Genomic DNA, 16,834 nt, shown 5'->3' with positions numbered 1-16,834 from the left:
GATGAGGCGTAATGTGGACCTAAACCTTTTGCTGTGATTTGAAATGAATCTGTGATCTCGGCACAGCAAGGCGTGACAACGCCCCGCGTACGTACCTCTTGAACTGCCGTGGACCGGCCACCACCACCTCGCGCTCGGCGATGTCGGGAATCTCACGGCTGAGGCCCGAGGCGCTCAGGCGCTCCTTGGCCCGGGGGTCGTGCTCCGCGCCCTCGACGAGGATGAGGCCGTAGCGGGCCTCCAGGTCGCGCAGCTCGTCGGTGGCGCGCTCGATCCGGTAAACGGCCACGGTGTCGGTCACGCCGTCCAGTCGAGTCCGCAGGGCGGCCGGGTCGAGGCCGGCGGCGATCAGCAGGGTCGGCCTGGTCGTGGCGGGCACCCGGTGGCTGCGGACCGCCATGACGGCCGCCGTCGCGTACAGGATGAGCGAGCCCGCGCGGCTGAGCTCGGTCACGTACGCCGTGGAGCTGAACTCGTGGGCCACCAGCAGCGCGCCGGCGAGATAGCCGCCGAGCCGCAGTCGCTGCCTGGCCTCCTCGGTGCGCAGGTAGTCGGCGGCCTTGACGGTGAGAAAGCCGAGGGCGACGAGCAGCGCCGCCGCGGCGTAGGCGGTCGGCCGCCACGGGTAGCCGAAACCCGGTTGGATCGCGCCGAACTCGGCTACCGCGACACCGCACCAGAAGAGGACGGGACCCGGGTTCGCATTCGCCTCGCTAGCCATGGCTATCACGATGCTGAACGAACATGAAAGGTTCCTGAGTAAGGTCTGAAACATGGCTAACGTGCGTGTTGAGCGAACAGAGGACGGCGGATTCCGGGCCACGAACGCCCGCGGCGCCGAGGTGCGGATGGGCGGCGGGGACGAGGACGGGGTGTTCACCCCCGTGGAGTTGCTGCTGGCGGCGGTGGGCGGATGCAACATCGTGACCGTCGAGCCGCTCACCGCCAAGCGCGGCCACCGCCTGGTGCGCCTGGCGATGACGGTGCAGGCGGAGAAGGTCGAGCCGAGCAAGCTCGGTCCGGTCACCGTCACGTACGAGGTGGAGCTGCCCTCGGAGGAGGCCGGGGAGGTCTTCAGGGCGGTCGCGGAGCGGGTGCACGAGAAGTACTGCACGGTGAGCAGATCGTTGCAGGAAGGCACAGAGGTTCGGCTGGAGGTTCCCTAGTCGGATAAAACAGATATTCGACCCCGTCATGACGCGACCGTTGCATTCGTCTCGGTAGCGTTGTAGCAGGTCAAGAGACCAGCGAACCTTCACCGAAGCGGACGCGGAGGGGGACCGCGGTTCGCTAAGTGCGGGACCGCCGGCGTTTTTGGGGGAAGATGCCGGCCTGGACCGCCGCCGATCGGGCCGGGCAGCTTTGGGGGAACTGCCCGGCCCGATCTATGCGTATCCTCCGGTTCCGTGAAGAAGGTTCTCATTGACTGCGACCCCGGCATCGACGACGCGCTCGCCCTGGCCCTGGTGGCCGGCTCCCCTTCCCTCGACGTGGTGGGCGTCACCACGGTGGGTGGCAACGTCGACCTCCCCCTGACCACGGCGAACGCGCTGGCCCTGAGAGAGTTCCTGGAGCTCGGCGATGTCCCGGTGACGCCGGGCAGCGCCGGCGCCCTGCTGCGCGAGACGGTGCGCGCCGCCCGCGTGCACGGGACCACGGGCCTGGGCGGCGTGGTCCTGCCGGCGCCGAGCCGGGGCCCGTCGGACGGGCACGCGGTCGACTTCATCGTGGACACCCTGAAGGCCGCCCCGGGCGAGATCACGCTGGTGGCCGTGGGACCGCTGACCAACATCGCCCTCGCCGTACGCCGCGAGCCCCGCGTCGTGGAGTGGGCCCGCGACCTGGTCATCATGGGTGGCTCGTTCACGCGTGGCAACCACAATCCGGCCGCCGAGTTCAACATGCTGGCCGACCCCGAGGCGGCCGCCATCGTCTTCGACGCCGGGTGGACGGTGAAGATGCTGGGCCTGGACGTGACGCTGACCGCCATGGTGACCGCGGACGTGCTCGACCGGATGCGTCCCCTGGGGAAGCTGGCCGAGCTGCTGGTGCCCGCCGCGCAGTTCTACGGGGTGGTGACGGCCGACGGCGGCCCGGCCATCCACGACGCTTGTGCGGTGGCGTACGTGCTGGATCCCTCTCTCTTCACGTGCGTGCCGGCCATGGTGAACGTGGAGACGGCCGGGCGTTACACGCGGGGGATGACCGTGACGGACTTCAAGGTGACCTCCCAGGACACGAACGCGCTCGTGGCTACCTCGATGGACGTGAAGGGGTTCTGGGAGCTGGTTCTGGGGGCGTATGAGGGGTTGGCGGGGCGGCTCGGATGATGTGCGGGCAGTGCTCGGCGGCTGATACAGTTACATCTGTTGCGCCGCTAGCTCAGTTGGTCAGAGCAGCTGACTCTTAATCAGCGGGTCCGGGGTTCGAGTCCCTGGCGGCGCACCGCGAGAAGCCCCAGTTCGATATTTCCGAGCTGGGGCTTTCTTCGTCGGGCCTCCGGAGTGACCAGGGCCCCGGCCCTCGCGCCGGACGTAGGCTCACCGTTGTGCCCGAGCCGATCATGCGCTCCACCGCCCGCGTCCTCCTCCTCGACAACCATGACCCGTCACGCTGACGATGTGACCGCCGATCGTGCCGGGGACCTGCGGGCCAACTCTGCTGATCTCTCGATCGGACCGGCCTGCCCGGCGATCTCCGCCATATCCTCGCCCTAGGACACGCGGGGTGAGAGGAGCGGGATGGAGACATTCACGAGCTGGCCGTCCTGGGCACAGGCGGAAGGACCGCTGAACAGGGCGCTTGCGCCGGAGACCGTGGGAGTCCTGCGCGCCGCGGTGGCCTTCGCCCGCGACAAGCATGGCGTGCAGCAGCGGCCCACCGGGCGCCCGTACGTCGAGCATCTGCTGGAGGCGCTTGAGGTGGCCGTGGCCGGCGCCGGGGTGAGCGACAGGGACGTGCTGGTGGCGATCGTGCTGCACGACGTGCTGGAGGACACGCCGTGCAAGCAGGCGGAGATCGTACGGCGGTTCGGCCCGCGCGTGGCGGAGCTCGTGAGGTGGGTGACCAAGCCCCAGGGCATCGCGAAGGCCGACTACCTGGGCTCTCTCGTCAAGGCGCCGCCCCAGGCCGTGCTCGTGAAGCTGGCCGACCGGGTGAGCAACGTGCAGGAGCTGCAGCGGATGCCGTGGCGGTTCCAGCGGCGCTACTACCTGGAGACCGTGGCCTACATCATGCCGCTGGCCGGCGCCCATCCCTGGTTCGCCACCTGGTACGGCGAGTGGCGCAGGCGCTGGCATCCCCGCGTGGAGCGCCTGTCCGCCTACTAGCCGATCCTGGCCACGCGGTTGCGTACGCCCTGGAAATGGGCGTGCACGGCGGCCACGGCGGCGGCCCGGTCGCCTCTCAGGACGGCCGTGTAGATGTCGCGATGGCGCCTGACCACGTCGCCCGGCGGCTCGTCCGGCGCTCCCAGCTCGTCGCGGAGCTGGTAGTACACGTCCCAGAACGCGCCAAGGAGCTGGCTCACCAGGGGGTTGCCGAGCGGCCGGTAGAGGAGGTCGTGGAAGAGGCGGTCGGTCTCGGGAGAGACGGGGCCGGCCTGCGCCTCGGACTCCATCCTGGCGATGACGTCGGCGACCGGCGTCAGGTCGGCCTCTGGCCCCAGCTCGATGAGGCGCTCCACGAGGCCGGACTCCAGGATCTCGCGGATCTCGACGAGGTGCGCCAGGTGGTTCTTGCCGTTCTGCAGCGTGATGCGGCTGTGGAAGGCCAGCTCGTCCACCAGCCCCGCCAGCGACATCCGGCCCACGAACATGCCGAACCCGTGGCGGATCTCCACGATGCCGACCGCCTGCAGGGCCTTGAGCGCCTCCCTGATCGAGTTGCGGCTGACCCGCAGCTCCTCCATGAGCTCCGACTCTGTGGGCAGCGGATCGCCGGCCACCAGCCCGCGCTGGACGATCAGGTCCTTGACGCCCTCCTGGGCCTCGACGGCACGGCTTTGCCGCGCCGGACGCGGGACAGCGGTCATGGAAGATCCTTTCGTCGTAGGTAACAATCCTGAAATCTTCTGTTGACCTCAAGCAGGGGCTGCGTTTAGCGTCCACTTTACGCAAAAGATAGGACATGGGATGTCCCATGTACTATATCTCCCAGGAGGATTCCGTGAGCTCTGAGTTCAGCCGCCGCGACTTCCTGCGTTACAGCGGAGCGACGGGTGCGGCGGCGTTCATCGCGGCCACACTCTCCGCCTGTTCCGGAGGCCCGGCCTCGACCGGCTCGGTCGGCGCCGGATCCAACAAGGACCTGATCACCGCCGTCATCGGGTACGGCAACGACCAGAGCTGGGACCCGACGCAGACCGCGTCGGCGTTCGCGATGGCCGGGATCAACCACATCTACGAGGGGCTGCTCGACACCGACCCGATCACGCGCGAGCCGTACCCGGCGCTCGCGACCGCCGTGCCCGCCGACCTGAACGCGACGTCCTGGAAGTTCACCCTCAGGGACGGCGCCAAGTGGCACGACGGCCAGCCGGTCACCGCCGACGACGTCATCTTCACCTTCGAGCGGATCCTGGGCCCCGACAACGTGCTGGCCGGCAACTTCTTCAAGTCCTGGCTCAAGGAAGTGAAGAAGGTCGACGACAGGAACGTCGAGCTGGTCTTCAAGTTCCCCTTCCCCGACGCCGCGCCCAGGCTGACCATCGCCAAGATCATGCCGAAGCACGTCTTCAGCCAGCCGGGCGCGTGGGACAAGGCCAAGAGCGGCATGACGATGGGCTCGGGACCGTACAAGCAGACCGCGCACAACCCCAAGTCCAACACCTCCTTCGAGGCGTTCGACGGCTACAACGGCCCCCGCCCGGCCACGGCCAAGAAGATGAACTGGCTGACGATCGTGGACGCCGCCGCCCGCGTGGCCAAGATCTCCGGCGGCTCGGCAGAGGCGCAGATCGCCGACAACATCCCGTACGCCAACGTCGACCAGCTCAAGAAGCAGGGGCTGACCGTCGAGGGCGGCAAGGGCATGAACCACATGTTCCTGATGTTCAACACCGGCGCCAAGCCCTTCGACGACGTACGGGTGCGCCAGGCGCTGCACTACGCGATCGACAAGCAGAAGATGATCGACGTGGCGCTCAAGGGCCACGGCACCGCCTCCAGCTCCTTCCTCAACGAGGGCAACCCCGACTACAAGCGGGCCTCGGTCGTGTACGACTACGACCCGGAGAAGGCCAAGGCGCTGCTGGCGGAGGCCGGGGTGAAGAACCTCACGATCAACCTCATGGCCGTGAACGTGAGCTGGATCGCGGACTGCCTGCCGACCATCGCCGCCTCGTGGGAGGCCGTCGGGATCAAGACCACGCTGGAGCCGCAGGACACGGCCGCGCTGTTCGCCAAGATGGACCAGTTCCAGGACTACCAGGTGGTCGCCGCCGCCTCGAACCCCAACCAGTTCGGCATGGACGCCGACCTCATCCTGCACTACAACTACGTGCCCGGCGGCCTGTGGATGAAGTACAGCCACTGGGACGGCAGCGCGGACGCCAAGAAGTTGTTCGCGATGATGGACGAGGCCAGCAAGGAGACCGACAAGGCCAAGAAGACCGAGCTGATCCACAAATATCTGGACTTTGTGGCTGAGCAGGCGATCCTCTACCCCGTCGTCCACAACGAGCTGATGACCGCCTGGGACCCGAAGAAGCTGTCCGGCATCCGCGCCCAGCCGTACCCCGGCATCAACCTGCTGCAGGCCAAGAGGACATGACGCTCGTCGCCAGGATGCTGCTGCGGCGGCTCCTCATGCTGATCCCGCTGCTGCTCGGCGTGGTCGCGTTCGTCTTCATCGTGATGCGCTTCTCCAACAGCAAGCCGGAGTACGCGTACTTCCAGGGCGCGAACCCGACCCCCGAGCAGATCCACCAGTTCCAGCTCGAGAACGGCCTGCTGGACCCGCTGCCCCTGCGGTACGTGCGCTTCGTCACGGAACTGGCCCAGGGCGACATGGGCACCAGTGTGCTCACCAAGAAGCCGGTGCTGGAGTCCATCACGACCGCGCTGCCGCTGACGTTGCAGCTCACGTTCCTGGGCCTGGCCGTCGCCGTGGTGCTGTCGCTGGTGTTCGGCGTCACCGCGGCGCTGTACCGCGACCGCTGGCCGGACCAGGTGATCCGCGTGGTGTCGCTGGTCGGGGTGGCCGCGCCGTCGTTCTGGCTGGCGCTGCTGATGATCCAGTACCTCGCCGTCGGCGAGGGACTCTTCCCGACCGGCGGCTACATCAACCCGGCCGACTCCACGGCGGGCTGGCTGCAGTCGATGACGCTGCCGGCACTGTCGCTGTCGTTGCCGATCGCCGCCCAGCTCACCCGCATCATCCGCACGTCGATGGTGGAGGAGCTGGACCGCGACTACGTGCGTACCGCGATCGGCAGCGGCCTGCCGCCGATCGTGGTCGTCGGCAGGAACGTGCTGCGCAACGCGCTGATCACCCCGCTGACCGTGCTCGGCCTGCGCATCGGCTACCTGATCGGCGGCACCGTGGTCATCGAGACCATCTACGGCCTGCCCGGCATGGGCCAGCTCATGATCAACGCCGTGCGCGACGGCGACCCGGCCGTCGTCCAGGGCGTGGTGCTGACCATCGCGGTCGGCTTCATGGTCGTCAACCTGGTCGTGGACATCCTCTACCTGCTGGTCAACCCTCGCCTCAGGAGCGCCACATGAGACGTGGACTGACGGAACGGCTCTCCCGGCCGGGCGTCGGCTTCCGCCGGCTGAAGCCCCTGTCGTGGGTGGCGGTCGGCATCGTCGCCGTGGTCGTGCTGGCCGCGCTGCTCGCGCCGTGGATCGCGCCGCACTCGCCGTACTTCCAGGAGGCCACGGGCGGTGGCCCGTCGGCCGCGCACTGGATGGGGCTCGACAGCGCCAACCGCGACATCCTGTCCAGACTCCTGTACGGGTCCCGCTGGTCGCTGATCATCGGCCTCGGCGCGACCGGGCTCGCCCTGGTGGCCGGGGCGGTCGTCGGCGCGGTCGCGGCCACCTCGCGCAAAGCCGTGGACGAGACCATCATGCGGCTGCTCGACGTCGTCATGGCCTTCCCCGGCATCGCGCTGGCCGCCGTGCTGGTGGCGGTGTTCGGCGGCAGCATTCCGGTGCTGGTCATGGCCATGGCCTTCCTCTACATGCCGTCCGTGGCCAGGGTCGTGCGGGCCAACGTGATCGCCCAGTACGGCGAGGACTACGTGGCGGCCGAGCGGATCATCGGGGCGCGCACGCCGTACATCGTCGTCAAGCACGTCGCGATCAACTGCGCCGCGCCCGTGCTGGTGTTCTGCACGGTGATGGTGGCCGACGCGATCGTGTTCGAGGCGTCGCTGTCGTTCATCGGCGCCGGCGTGCGACCGCCGAACCCCTCATGGGGCAGCGTCATCGCCGACGGCAAGAACATGGTGCTGCTCGGCGGCTGGTGGGCCACGGTCTTCCCGGGTCTGATGATCCTGCTCACCGTGCTCGCCCTCAACATCCTCTCCGAGGGCATCTCCGACGCCTGGGCCGCCCCCGCCGCCCGCAAGGCCGTCACCAAGAAGGACGACGCCTTCGAACAGGCCACTCCCGGGTCCGGCGAGGTCGTCGAGCTGCCGGGGCTGGCCGAGGCCGCCCGCAGGCTGGCCGAGCGCGCCCGCCCGCTCCCGCAGGGGCAGCCGATCCTCTCGGTGGAGCGGCTGCGGATCGGGTTCGCGGACGGTGTGGACATCGTGGACGGCATCGGGTTCGAGGTGCATCCGGGCGAGGTGCTCGGCCTGGTGGGCGAGTCCGGCTGCGGCAAGTCGCTGACCGCGCTGACCATCATGGGCCTGCAGCCGCGCAACGCCCGCGTCAGCGGCCACGTCCGCTTCGACCAGCGGGAGCTGCTCTCGGAGTCGCGCCGCGCCCGCCGCCGCCTGCTCGGCCACGAGATGGCGATGATCTATCAGGACGCGCTCTCCTCCCTGAACCCGGCCATGACCATCAAGGCCCAGCTCAAGCAGCTGACCCGCCGCGGCGGCCGGCGCACCCCCGCCGAGCTGCTCGAACTCGTCGGCCTCGACGCCCGCCGCACCCTGTCCTCCTACCCGCACGAGCTGTCCGGCGGGCAGCGGCAACGGGTGCTGATCGCGATGGCGCTGTCGCGGGAGCCGAAGCTGATCGTCGCCGACGAGCCCACGACCGCGCTCGACGTGACCGTCCAGGCGCAGGTCATCGAGCTGCTGCTGAAGCTGCGCGAGGAGCTGGGGTTCGCGCTGATCCTCGTCTCGCACGACCTCGCGCTGGTCGCCGACGTCACCGACCGCGTGGTCGTCATGTACGGCGGCCAGATCGTCGAGACCGGCGCCACGGCGACCCTCGTCGGGGCGCCCGCCCACCACTACGCCCGCGGCCTGCTGGGCTCGGTGCTGTCGCTGGAGTCGGGCGCCGAGCGGCTCACCCAGATCCGCGGCGTCGTGCCCGCCCCGGCGGACTTCCCGCCCGGCTGCCGGTTCGCCGACCGGTGCCCGATGGCCACGGACGTGTGCCGTACCGAGACACCGGTGCTGGAGGGGGACAAGATCCATGCGGTGGCCTGCCACCATCCTGCTCTCATGAGGAGTGAGCAGCGTGCTTGAGCTCAAGGACGTGCACGTCGTGCACAAGGCCCGCTCGGGCGGCCTGCTCTCCCGCGACCGCGTCTACGCGCTGACCGCGGCGGACCTCACGGTGAGCCCCGGCGAGACGGTCGGGGTCGTGGGGGAGTCGGGGTGCGGCAAGTCCACGCTGGCCAAGGTGCTGGTCGGCCTGCAGCGACCCACCCAGGGCACCGTGATGTTCCGCGGCAAGGACCTGTGGTCGCTCAAGGAGGCCGAGCGGCGCGCCACGGTCGGGTCGAGCGTCGGGATGATCTTCCAGGACCCGTCCACGGCGCTCAACCGCCGCCTGCCCGTCAGGCAGATCCTGCGCGACCCGCTCAACGTGCACCGCCGCGGCACCCCGGCCGAGCGCGACGCCCGCGTACGCGAGCTGCTCGACCTGGTGGGCCTGCCCGCCAGCGTCGCCGACGCGCTGCCGAGCCAGCTCTCCGGCGGGCAGCGCCAGCGCGTGGCCGTGGCCAGGGCGCTCGCGCTCGAGCCGGAGCTGGTCGTGGCCGACGAGCCCACCAGCGCGCTCGACGTGTCCGTCCGCGCCCAGATACTCAACCTGCTGCTCGACCTCAAGGAACGGCTCGGGCTCGCGCTGGTGTTCGTCTCGCACGACATCCAGACCGTACGCAGGATGAGCGACCGCGTGGTCACCATGTACCTGGGCAGGATCGTCGAGCAGGCGCCCGCGCAGGCCATGCCGCTGGGCGCCCGCCACCCGTACACGCGTGCGCTCTTCTCCGCGACCCCGGGACTGATCTCGCCCATCAACCCGATCCCGCTCGTGGGCGCCGTGCCCTCGGCCACCAGGCCGCCGAGCGGGTGCCCGTTCCGCACCCGGTGCTGGCGGGCAGATGACCTGTGTGCCGCGGACTGGCCCGCGGCACAGGTCGAAGACCACCACCTCTTCCACTGCCACCACCCGGTGGCGGCGGGAGCGACCGATCTTGAGCTGATCCAGGAGCGTGTATGAGTTTGTCCGGCGTCATCCCTCCGGTGTGCACCCCTTTGACCCCTGACTACGAGGTGGACGCCGGCTCGCTCGTCCGGCTGGTCGACCACCTGCTGGACGGCGGTGTCGACGCGCTGTTCGTGCTGGGCTCGTCGTCGGAGGTGGCGTACCTGACGGACGCGCAGCGGCGGGTGGTGCTGGACACCGTGGTAGGCCACGTTGGCGGGCAGGTGCCGGTGCTGGCCGGGGTGATCGACATGACGACGCCGCGCGTGCTGGAGCACGTGCGGGTCGCGGTCGAGGCCGGGGCGTCGGGAGTGGTGGCGACCGCGCCGTTCTACACGCGTACGCATCCGGAGGAGATCCGCACCCATTTCCGTACCGTCGCCGCGCGCGGCGGGCTGCCGGTCTACGCCTATGACCTGCCGGTTTCCGTGCACACCAAGCTGAGTGCCGACCTGCTGCTCGAGCTGGCGGCCGAGGGGGCGCTGGCCGGGGTGAAGGACTCCAGCGGCGACGACGGCGGTTTGCGCCAGGTCATCATGGGCCGTGAGGCGCCGTTCAGCGTGCTCACCGGGTCCGAGGTGACCGTGGACTCGGCCCTGTGGATGGGGGCCGACGGCGTGGTGCCCGGGCTGGGCAACGTGGACCCGCAGGGGTACGTGGAGCTGTACCGCTGCGCCGTACGCGGTGACTGGGAAGCGGCCAGGATGGAGCAGGAGCGCCTGGTCAGGCTGTTCGAGATAGTCCGCGTCGGTGGCCCGCGCATGGGCGGCAGCTCGTCCGGCCTCGGCGCTTTCAAGGCCGCACTTCACCTACGCGGCGTCATCGACTGCCCGATCACCGCGCTCCCGCAGATTCCATTGAACGACGACGAGGTCGGCCGGATCGGCAAGCTCCTGGCAGCCGCCGGGCTGCTCTGAGCTAAGCCGTACCGGCCAGCTGGGCCACGTCCTCGGCACCGTCCTCGATCAACTTCGAGGCCAGGTTGGACAGCGCCCGCCCGGCGGCCAGCTCGTCCCCGATCCCGGGGACTGGCCGGTCGCTGGGATTGCGCCGGGCGTGGGCCACGCTCTCGTGCCGTTTGCCGTCAGCCGTGAACAGCACCGCCGTGGCCGTGGTCACCGCGTCGCTGTCGTCTTCACTGATCCAGATCTGTACATTCCACTGCTTGTACTCCATGGAGGACCACCTCCCTATCTTCGAGGATCTCTCTTACGAGCCCAAAGGTAAAGGTCAGGGCCCTGATATGACCCTCATGGGGAGGATTTGCTGCGCGGCACCCGTGGCCGATCGTGGAGACTTGGAACATGGCTGAGATCGCCGTCGCCGACGGCTCGTGGACGTTCAACGGCGAGTTCCTGCGCATCGTCCCCGGCAGCGACAAGGACGTGCACGAGCTGCGCAGGACGCTGGGCGAGGTGATAGTCCCGCTCGAGGCGATCGCGAGCGTGGCGTTCGAGCCGGCACGCAAGGGCGGCCACGCGCGGCTGCGGCTGCGCAAGGGGGCCGACCCGCTGTCGGACGCGGTGGCGGGGCTGCTCGGGCCGCCCGCCGACCCGTACCGGCTGGCCGTGCCGAAGAGCCGCGCGGGCGCGGCCGAATACTTCGCCGACGAGGTCCGCGACACCCTGCTCGTCTACCAGACCCCCACCGCAGCCTGCGAGGACTACCTCCTGCCGGGGCCCGCCGTGCCCATCTCGGCCACGGCGGGAGACGGCACGGCGCTCTTCGACGGGGAGCGGGTGCGCCTGGAGTGGACCGGGTTCGCCAGCTCGGAGAAGGAGAAGGCGGGGCCGCAGGAGTTCCCGCTGTCGGACGTGGCCGGGGTGGAGTGGAAGCCGCAGTCCGGCATGGGCTACGGCACGCTCCGCTTCCGCCTCAAGAGCGACGGGCCCGCGCTGTCGCCGCAGAAGGATCTCCGCTGCGTCTCGTGGGGCATCCAGCGGTACGGCGGCGCCACCGCCCTGGTCGCCGCGGCGGTGCTGGCCCGCCTGCCACGGGTGGCCGAGCTGCCGCCTCCCCCGCCGCCGCCCGTCTCCGACGACGTGCACGACGCGGTCCTGCGCCGGCTGGCGGAGCTCGGTGAGCTGCACCGGTCGGGCGTGCTGACCGACGAGGAGTTCGCGGCGGCCAAACAGGCCATGATCCGCCGGCTCCAGGAGTCCTGAGCGCCTCACCGCCTGAGCGCCTGAGAGCCTGAGCGCCGGGGGCGTCACTCGCCGATGGACAATGGGCGCAGAGACCCATGACCTGAGGAGCGAGCGTGACCCGCGACGAAGAGAGACTCCTGCGCCGCGCCATCGAGCTGGCCGCGGAGGCCCGTGCGGGCGGCAACCCGCCGTTCGGCTCCCTGCTGGCGACCTCGGACGGCACGGTCCTGGCCGAGGAGCGCAACTCCTCCCTCACCGACCGCGACATCACCGCGCACCCGGAGCTGAAGCTGGCCCGCTGGGCCGCCCGCGAGCTCGACCCGGCCGCTGCGGCCACGACCACGATGTACACGAGCTGCCAGCCGTGCGGGATGTGCACGGGGGCGATCGCCCGCTCGGGCCTGGGGCGCGTGGTCTACGCGCTGTCCGGGGAGCAACTCGACGGCCTCAAGCCGCCGGGCAGCGCCTTCGTCGAACCGCCCGCCGAAGGCCCGGCCCTGTACGAGGAGGCGCGTGTGCCGGTGGAGGGCTACTACGACTGACCCCCATCAACCGTTCGGAGGATGTTGCAAGTCTCGGCCGCGGATGACCCTCAATACATGACAGTCATCGAGATCGAGGGCATGACCAAGAGCTACCGAGGCGACAAGGTCCTGAACGGCGTCTCGCTCAGGGTGGAGCAGGGCGAGATCTTCGGCATCGCCGGCCCCAACGGCGCGGGCAAGACCACGACCGTGGAGTGCGCGTCGGGCCTGAGGGAGCGAGACGGCGGCGTCCTGCGCGTGCTGGGCCTCGACCCGCGGACCGACCGGCGCCGGCTGCTCCCGCGCATCGGCGTCCAGCTGCAGGAGGCGGCCCTGCCGGACGCGATCAAGGTCGGTGAGGCGCTGAAGCTGTACGCCTCCTTCTACGACAAGCCCGCCGACTGGCGGGCGCTCATGGAGGAGTGGGGGCTGGCGGACCGGCGGCGCGCCGGCTTCTCGAGCCTGTCGGGCGGCTGGAAGCAGCGCCTGTTCATCGCGCTGGCCCTGGTCGGCGACCCTGAGGTCGTCTTCCTCGACGAGCTCACCACCGGTCTCGACCCCTCCGCCCGCCGCACCACGTGGGGACTGATCCGCGGCATCCGCGACCGCGGGGTGACCGTCGTGCTGGTCACCCACTTCATGGACGAGGCCCAGGCGCTGTGCGACCGTTTGGCGATCATCGATCACGGCCGCGTCATCACCCAGGGCACCCCGGGCGAGCTGATCGCCCAGGGCCGCACCGATTCGCTGGAGGACGCATACTTCACGCTCACGGGAGGGCAGGCGGCATGAGAGGCATCACACAGGTGATCGGGGTCGAGCTCAAGCTGATCATGCGGGATCCGATGTCGGCGTTCTTCGCGCTGGCCTTCCCGGCGATCATGCTCTGGGTCAAGTTACGCAGCGGCAAGCCCCTGCCCGGCGGGCTGCCGGCGGTGGACGCCACCGTGCCTATGCTGAGCGTCTTCGTCATCGGCCTGGCCGCGCTGGTCATCCTGCCGGCCACCCTGGCGCAGTACCGCGAGCGCCGGGTGCTCAAGCGGATGCGCGCCACTCCGGCCTCGCCCGGCATGTTGTTCGGCGCCCAACTGGCAGCTCACATGCTGCTGGCCGTGCTCGGCACGGCGCTGCTGGTCGCCATCGGCCTCGTCGCCTACGACCTGACGGCTCCCGCGAACGCAGGCGCGGTGGTCGTCGCCTGGATCCTCGCCGCGCTGAGCCTCAGCGGCGTCGGACTGCTGCTCGGGGCCGTCGTCCCCTCCGGCCGCACCGCGACCGTGATCGGACTGAGCCTGTTCTTCCCGATGGTCTTCACCTCCGGCGCCGTGATCCCCCGCGAGACCATGGGCGGCGGGATGCGGGCCATAGGCGACCTGACCCCCATGGCCCCCGCCGTCCAGGCGATCCGCGACGGCTGGGAGGGGCACGCGGTGTCACCCATGTCGCTGATCATCATGATCGCGATCTGCCTCGTCGCCGGCGGCGTCGCCGTGAAGGCGTTCCGTTGGTGAGCAAAGGACCCGGTCCCAGTCGCTGGGACCGGGTCGGGCCCGTGCTCCCGTACCTGTTCGTCCTGCTCCCCGCGGGTGCCTCGCTGCTGCAGCACTGGCGGCTCGACACGCTCGCCCTGACCCTGTTCGCGGTGGGCTGGCACTGGCTCATGGTCACCACTGGGTGGGTCAGGAGGCCCGTGGTGGCGGTCGTCTACTTCGGCGTCCTGCTCGCCGCCATCGGGGCGCTGGTCAGCATCGACTCGCTGTTCACGGTGGCCGGGCCCGCGGCGTTCATCCAGTCCTTCGCGGTGCTGCCCCGGTGGTGGGCCTACGCCGGGGTGATGGCGACCGCGGGCGTGCTGGTCTCCGTGCGGCCGGAGCCCGGGCGCTCTCCCGGCCAGTTGCTCTACTCGTTCCTGGTGGCCGTGCTGGTCGCCTCCGCGATCGGCTTCGTCGTACAGACCATCTCCGACCAGAACGAGAGCCGCAAAGTGCTGATCGCGCAGCTCCAGGAGACCGGCGCCAAGCTGGCCGCGCTCGCGGAGGAGAACGCGAACCTGCAGGCCCAGCTGCTGACCCGGGCCCGCGAGGCCGGGGTGCTGGATGAGCGGCAGCGCCTGGCCAGGGAGATCCACGACACGATCGCGCAGGGGCTGACCGCCATCGTCACCCAGGTCGAGGCCGCCGAAGAGGAGCTTGATGACGTGGTCGCCGCCCGGGCCCGCCTCGACACCGTCCGCACCCTGGCCAGGGACGGCCTGAAGGAGGCACGCCGTTCGGTGCGGGCCCTGCGCCCGGCGCCGCTGGCGGGGTCGGAGCTCCCCGCCGCCGTCCGGGACGTCGCCGGCAAGTGGACGCGGTCCAGCGGGGTACCGGCCTCGGTGTCGGTCACCGGCGACGCCCGCCCGCTGCACCCGGAGGTGGAGGGCACCCTGCTGCGGGTGGCGCAGGAGGCGCTGGCCAACGTCGCCAAGCACGCCTCCGCCGGACGGGTTGCCCTCACCCTGTCGTACATGGAAGATGTCGTGGTGCTGGACGTACGTGACGACGGGGCCGGTTTCGCCCCGTCCACAGAGGCGAGCGGCTTCGGCCTCATCTCGATGCGCCAGCGCGTGACCAGGCTGGCCGGCGACTTCCAGATCGAATCGGCCCCCGGCGAGGGCACCGGCGTCTCCGCCACCGTCCCCGCCATCCCGGCTGAGTGAGCCATGCCGATTCGCTTGATCATCGTTGACGATCATCCAGTCGTACGCGACGGCCTGCGCGGGATCTTCACCGACGACGCGTTCGAGGTGGTCGGCGAGGCGGGCGACGGCCTGGAAGCGCTCGCCGTTGTCGCCCGCACCAATCCCGACGTCGTCCTCACCGACCTGCGCATGCCCCGGATGAGCGGCGCCGAGCTCATCCGCCGCCTGCGGGAGGAAGCCCCTGGCGTCCGCGTGCTCGTCCTGACCACGTACGACAACGACGCCGACGTGCTGCCCGCTATCGAGGAGGGCGCGACCGGCTACCTGCTCAAGGACACCCCGCGCGCCGAGCTGCGCCGCGCCGTCCAGGCCGCGGCCCGCGGCGAGACGGTGCTGTCCCCGTCCGTGGCGGGCGTGCTGACCCAGCAGGTACGCGCGCCGCAGCAACAGTCGCTCAGCCCCCGCGAGCTCGAGGTCCTCTCACTCATTTCCCGGGGCGCCACGAACCGTGAGGTCGCCAGGAAGCTGTTCATCACGGAGGCCACCGTGAAGACGCACCTGTTGCACATCTTCGCCAAGCTCGAGGTGAACGACCGTGCCGCCGCCGTCGCCGCCGCCTACGAGACCGGCCTGCTGCGGCCGGGCACCTGAATTGCAAGGTGATAGTTCGTTGTATGCCACGCCGGTCCTCACCGCGGAGGACAGCCGGGTTCTCGAGGAAATCGAGGCAGCCCGACGCGAGTTGCGTCATCAGGTTGGCGCCACACCCGTTATGCGGACCGCATGGCTCCGAAAGTTTCTGACCGCCGACGCGGTCGCCGCCTCAAACTCCATCGAAGGCTTCAAGGTCTCCACGATCGACGTAGAAGACCTGATGGAGGGTGAGCGAGACGTGGATGTCTCGGAAGAGAACCGCGAGGAGACCCTCGCCTACCAGCTGATGATGACCTACATCCAGACCCTCCACGACGTCGAAGACTTCCACTACAGCACGGGCTTCCTCAACGCGCTTCACTGGATGCTCCAGGGCCACCGCCACACCATGCGTAAACCGGCCGGGCAATGGCGAAAGGGGCCCGTCTACGTCACCGACGCCCGTGATCCGAGCATCGCCGCCTACACCGCACCCGAGGCGCCAGCCGTACCTGACCTGATGCGCGAGTTCTGCGACTGGCTCAACACCGACAATGGCGAGAACCCGCTTATCAGGGCAGCCATGGCACACCTGCACCTGGTCTCGGTCCACCCCTGGGCCGACGGCAACGGCCGGATGTCACGCTCGCTGCAGACGCTGATCATCGCCAGGGAAGGGGTGCTCGCGCCGGAGTTCTCCTCCATCGAGGCATGGCTGGGCAGGCCGGGCAACACCTGGGAGTACTACGCAGTGCTCGCCCGGCGCGGTGCAACCTATCGCCCTGACCAGGATGTCTCCGAGTGGATCCGCTTCAACCTCACCGCCTACCACCAGCAGGGACAAACGGTAAAAGCCCGTCTTGAGCGCTCCAACCGGGTATGGGTGCTGCTGGAGGAGTTCGCCCGGCAGCGGCGGCTCGACGAGCGCGTGGTGACCGCGCTTCACGACGCGGCGATGTCTGGACGCGTCCGTCGCACTCGCTACGAGAGCGCCGAAGGTCTCAGCATTCAACAGGCTCAACGCGACCTGCGCGACCTGGTCACCGCCCAACTGCTCACCCCGGTCGGCAAAACCCGTGCCCGCTTCTACACCACCGGGCCGGCCTTCCCAGAGGCGGTGCTGGAGGTCGCCCGGACCCCGTCGCCCCTGGTGGACCCGTACGGCCCCTAGACCGCGCAGCTTCTTGGCGGATAGACCTGGAGCGCGGCCTCCAGCGCGGTGGCCTGCTAAGG

General features: G+C 69.6%; 18 protein-coding genes and 1 tRNA gene. 16 read left to right on the top strand and 3 right to left on the bottom strand.

Features of this window, described 5'->3' with window-relative positions; translation table 11 throughout:
• Nucleotides 1-19: 19 nt before the first annotated feature.
• Nucleotides 20-721 carry a hypothetical protein gene (locus ACIBVN_RS16245; RefSeq protein WP_397136970.1) on the bottom strand — a complete coding sequence of 234 codons (702 nt, stop codon included), beginning with the start codon at nt 719-721 and terminating at the stop codon, nt 20-22.
• A gap of 52 nt (nt 722-773) precedes the next feature.
• Between ACIBVN_RS16245 and ACIBVN_RS16240 the strand changes: the two genes are divergently transcribed.
• The 4 genes from ACIBVN_RS16240 (at nt 774) to ACIBVN_RS16225 (ending at nt 3,329) form a co-directional block, all read left to right on the top strand.
• Nucleotides 774-1,166 (top strand): OsmC family protein, encoded by a 393-nt coding sequence (locus ACIBVN_RS16240; protein WP_344991294.1) that lies wholly within the window; start codon nt 774-776, stop codon nt 1,164-1,166.
• A gap of 240 nt (nt 1,167-1,406) precedes the next feature.
• Nucleotides 1,407-2,330, top strand: coding sequence for a nucleoside hydrolase (locus tag ACIBVN_RS16235; protein ID WP_397136968.1), 924 nt, complete (start codon nt 1,407-1,409; stop codon nt 2,328-2,330).
• Between the two features lie 41 nt (nt 2,331-2,371).
• Nucleotides 2,372-2,445, top strand: a tRNA-Lys gene (locus ACIBVN_RS16230).
• A 296-nt stretch (nt 2,446-2,741) separates the two neighbouring features.
• Nucleotides 2,742-3,329 carry an HD domain-containing protein gene (locus ACIBVN_RS16225; protein WP_397136966.1) on the top strand — a complete coding sequence of 196 codons (588 nt, stop codon included), beginning with the start codon at nt 2,742-2,744 and terminating at the stop codon, nt 3,327-3,329.
• Here ACIBVN_RS16225 and ACIBVN_RS16220 read toward each other — a convergent pair.
• On the bottom strand, nt 3,326-4,033 hold the full coding sequence (locus ACIBVN_RS16220) for a FadR/GntR family transcriptional regulator (RefSeq protein WP_397136964.1): 708 nt from the start codon (nt 4,031-4,033) through the stop codon (nt 3,326-3,328). The genes ACIBVN_RS16225 and ACIBVN_RS16220 overlap by 4 nt on opposite strands.
• A gap of 134 nt (nt 4,034-4,167) precedes the next feature.
• On the opposite strand from ACIBVN_RS16220, the gene ACIBVN_RS16215 reads away from it, so the two are divergent.
• The 5 genes from ACIBVN_RS16215 to ACIBVN_RS16195 are packed head-to-tail and all read left to right on the top strand — an operon-like array spanning nt 4,168 to nt 10,534.
• Nucleotides 4,168-5,772 (top strand): ABC transporter substrate-binding protein, encoded by a 1,605-nt coding sequence (locus tag ACIBVN_RS16215; RefSeq protein WP_397136963.1) that lies wholly within the window; start codon nt 4,168-4,170, stop codon nt 5,770-5,772.
• A complete protein-coding gene (locus ACIBVN_RS16210; protein ID WP_397136961.1) occupies nt 5,769-6,728 on the top strand; it encodes an ABC transporter permease in 960 nt (319 codons plus the stop codon). Before ACIBVN_RS16215 ends, ACIBVN_RS16210 begins: the two co-directional genes overlap by 4 nt.
• Entirely contained in the window at nt 6,725-8,650 is a 1,926-nt protein-coding gene (locus tag ACIBVN_RS16205; RefSeq protein WP_397136959.1) for a dipeptide/oligopeptide/nickel ABC transporter permease/ATP-binding protein, read from the top strand. Before ACIBVN_RS16210 ends, ACIBVN_RS16205 begins: the two co-directional genes overlap by 4 nt.
• Nucleotides 8,643-9,632, top strand: a complete 990-nt coding sequence (locus tag ACIBVN_RS16200; RefSeq protein ID WP_397136957.1) for an oligopeptide/dipeptide ABC transporter ATP-binding protein — start codon at nt 8,643-8,645, stop codon at nt 9,630-9,632. The genes ACIBVN_RS16205 and ACIBVN_RS16200 overlap by 8 nt, the downstream gene beginning before the upstream one ends.
• The gene (locus tag ACIBVN_RS16195; RefSeq protein ID WP_397136956.1) at nt 9,629-10,534 is read left to right on the top strand and encodes a dihydrodipicolinate synthase family protein; all 906 of its coding nucleotides are present in this window, start codon (nt 9,629-9,631) and stop codon (nt 10,532-10,534) included. The genes ACIBVN_RS16200 and ACIBVN_RS16195 overlap by 4 nt, the downstream gene beginning before the upstream one ends.
• A gap of 1 nt (nt 10,535) precedes the next feature.
• Here ACIBVN_RS16195 and ACIBVN_RS16190 read toward each other — a convergent pair whose 3' ends face one another.
• Nucleotides 10,536-10,793 (bottom strand): DUF1876 domain-containing protein, encoded by a 258-nt coding sequence (locus ACIBVN_RS16190; RefSeq protein ID WP_397136954.1) that lies wholly within the window; start codon nt 10,791-10,793, stop codon nt 10,536-10,538.
• 128 nt (nt 10,794-10,921) lie between these two features.
• Here ACIBVN_RS16190 and ACIBVN_RS16185 point away from each other — a divergent pair, with 128 nt between their 5' ends.
• From ACIBVN_RS16185 to ACIBVN_RS16155, 7 genes are all read left to right on the top strand, one after another.
• Complete coding sequence (locus ACIBVN_RS16185; RefSeq protein ID WP_397136952.1) at nt 10,922-11,782, top strand: DUF4429 domain-containing protein; 861 nt, start codon at nt 10,922-10,924, stop codon at nt 11,780-11,782.
• Between the two features lie 95 nt (nt 11,783-11,877).
• Nucleotides 11,878-12,306 carry a nucleoside deaminase gene (locus ACIBVN_RS16180; RefSeq protein ID WP_397136950.1) on the top strand — a complete coding sequence of 143 codons (429 nt, stop codon included), beginning with the start codon at nt 11,878-11,880 and terminating at the stop codon, nt 12,304-12,306.
• A 57-nt stretch (nt 12,307-12,363) separates the two neighbouring features.
• Entirely contained in the window at nt 12,364-13,080 is a 717-nt protein-coding gene (locus ACIBVN_RS16175) for an ABC transporter ATP-binding protein (protein WP_397136949.1), read from the top strand.
• The gene (locus tag ACIBVN_RS16170; RefSeq protein ID WP_397136947.1) at nt 13,077-13,799 is read left to right on the top strand and encodes an ABC transporter permease; all 723 of its coding nucleotides are present in this window, start codon (nt 13,077-13,079) and stop codon (nt 13,797-13,799) included. Before ACIBVN_RS16175 ends, ACIBVN_RS16170 begins: the two co-directional genes overlap by 4 nt.
• Nucleotides 13,796-14,986 (top strand): histidine kinase, encoded by a 1,191-nt coding sequence (locus ACIBVN_RS16165; RefSeq protein ID WP_397136945.1) that lies wholly within the window; start codon nt 13,796-13,798, stop codon nt 14,984-14,986. Before ACIBVN_RS16170 ends, ACIBVN_RS16165 begins: the two co-directional genes overlap by 4 nt.
• 3 nt (nt 14,987-14,989) lie before the next feature.
• Nucleotides 14,990-15,619 carry a response regulator gene (locus ACIBVN_RS16160; RefSeq protein ID WP_397136943.1) on the top strand — a complete coding sequence of 210 codons (630 nt, stop codon included), beginning with the start codon at nt 14,990-14,992 and terminating at the stop codon, nt 15,617-15,619.
• 19 nt (nt 15,620-15,638) lie between these two features.
• Nucleotides 15,639-16,772 carry a Fic family protein gene (locus tag ACIBVN_RS16155; RefSeq protein WP_397136942.1) on the top strand — a complete coding sequence of 378 codons (1,134 nt, stop codon included), beginning with the start codon at nt 15,639-15,641 and terminating at the stop codon, nt 16,770-16,772.
• Nucleotides 16,773-16,834: the final 62 nt, after the last annotated feature.

Origin of the sequence: Nonomuraea sp. NPDC049400 (assembly GCF_044466425.1) — a bacterium.
Lineage (GTDB): Bacteria > Actinomycetota > Actinomycetes > Streptosporangiales > Streptosporangiaceae > Nonomuraea.
Note: the sequence above shows the minus strand (reverse complement) of the source record. Positions and strands in the feature narration are given on the sequence as shown.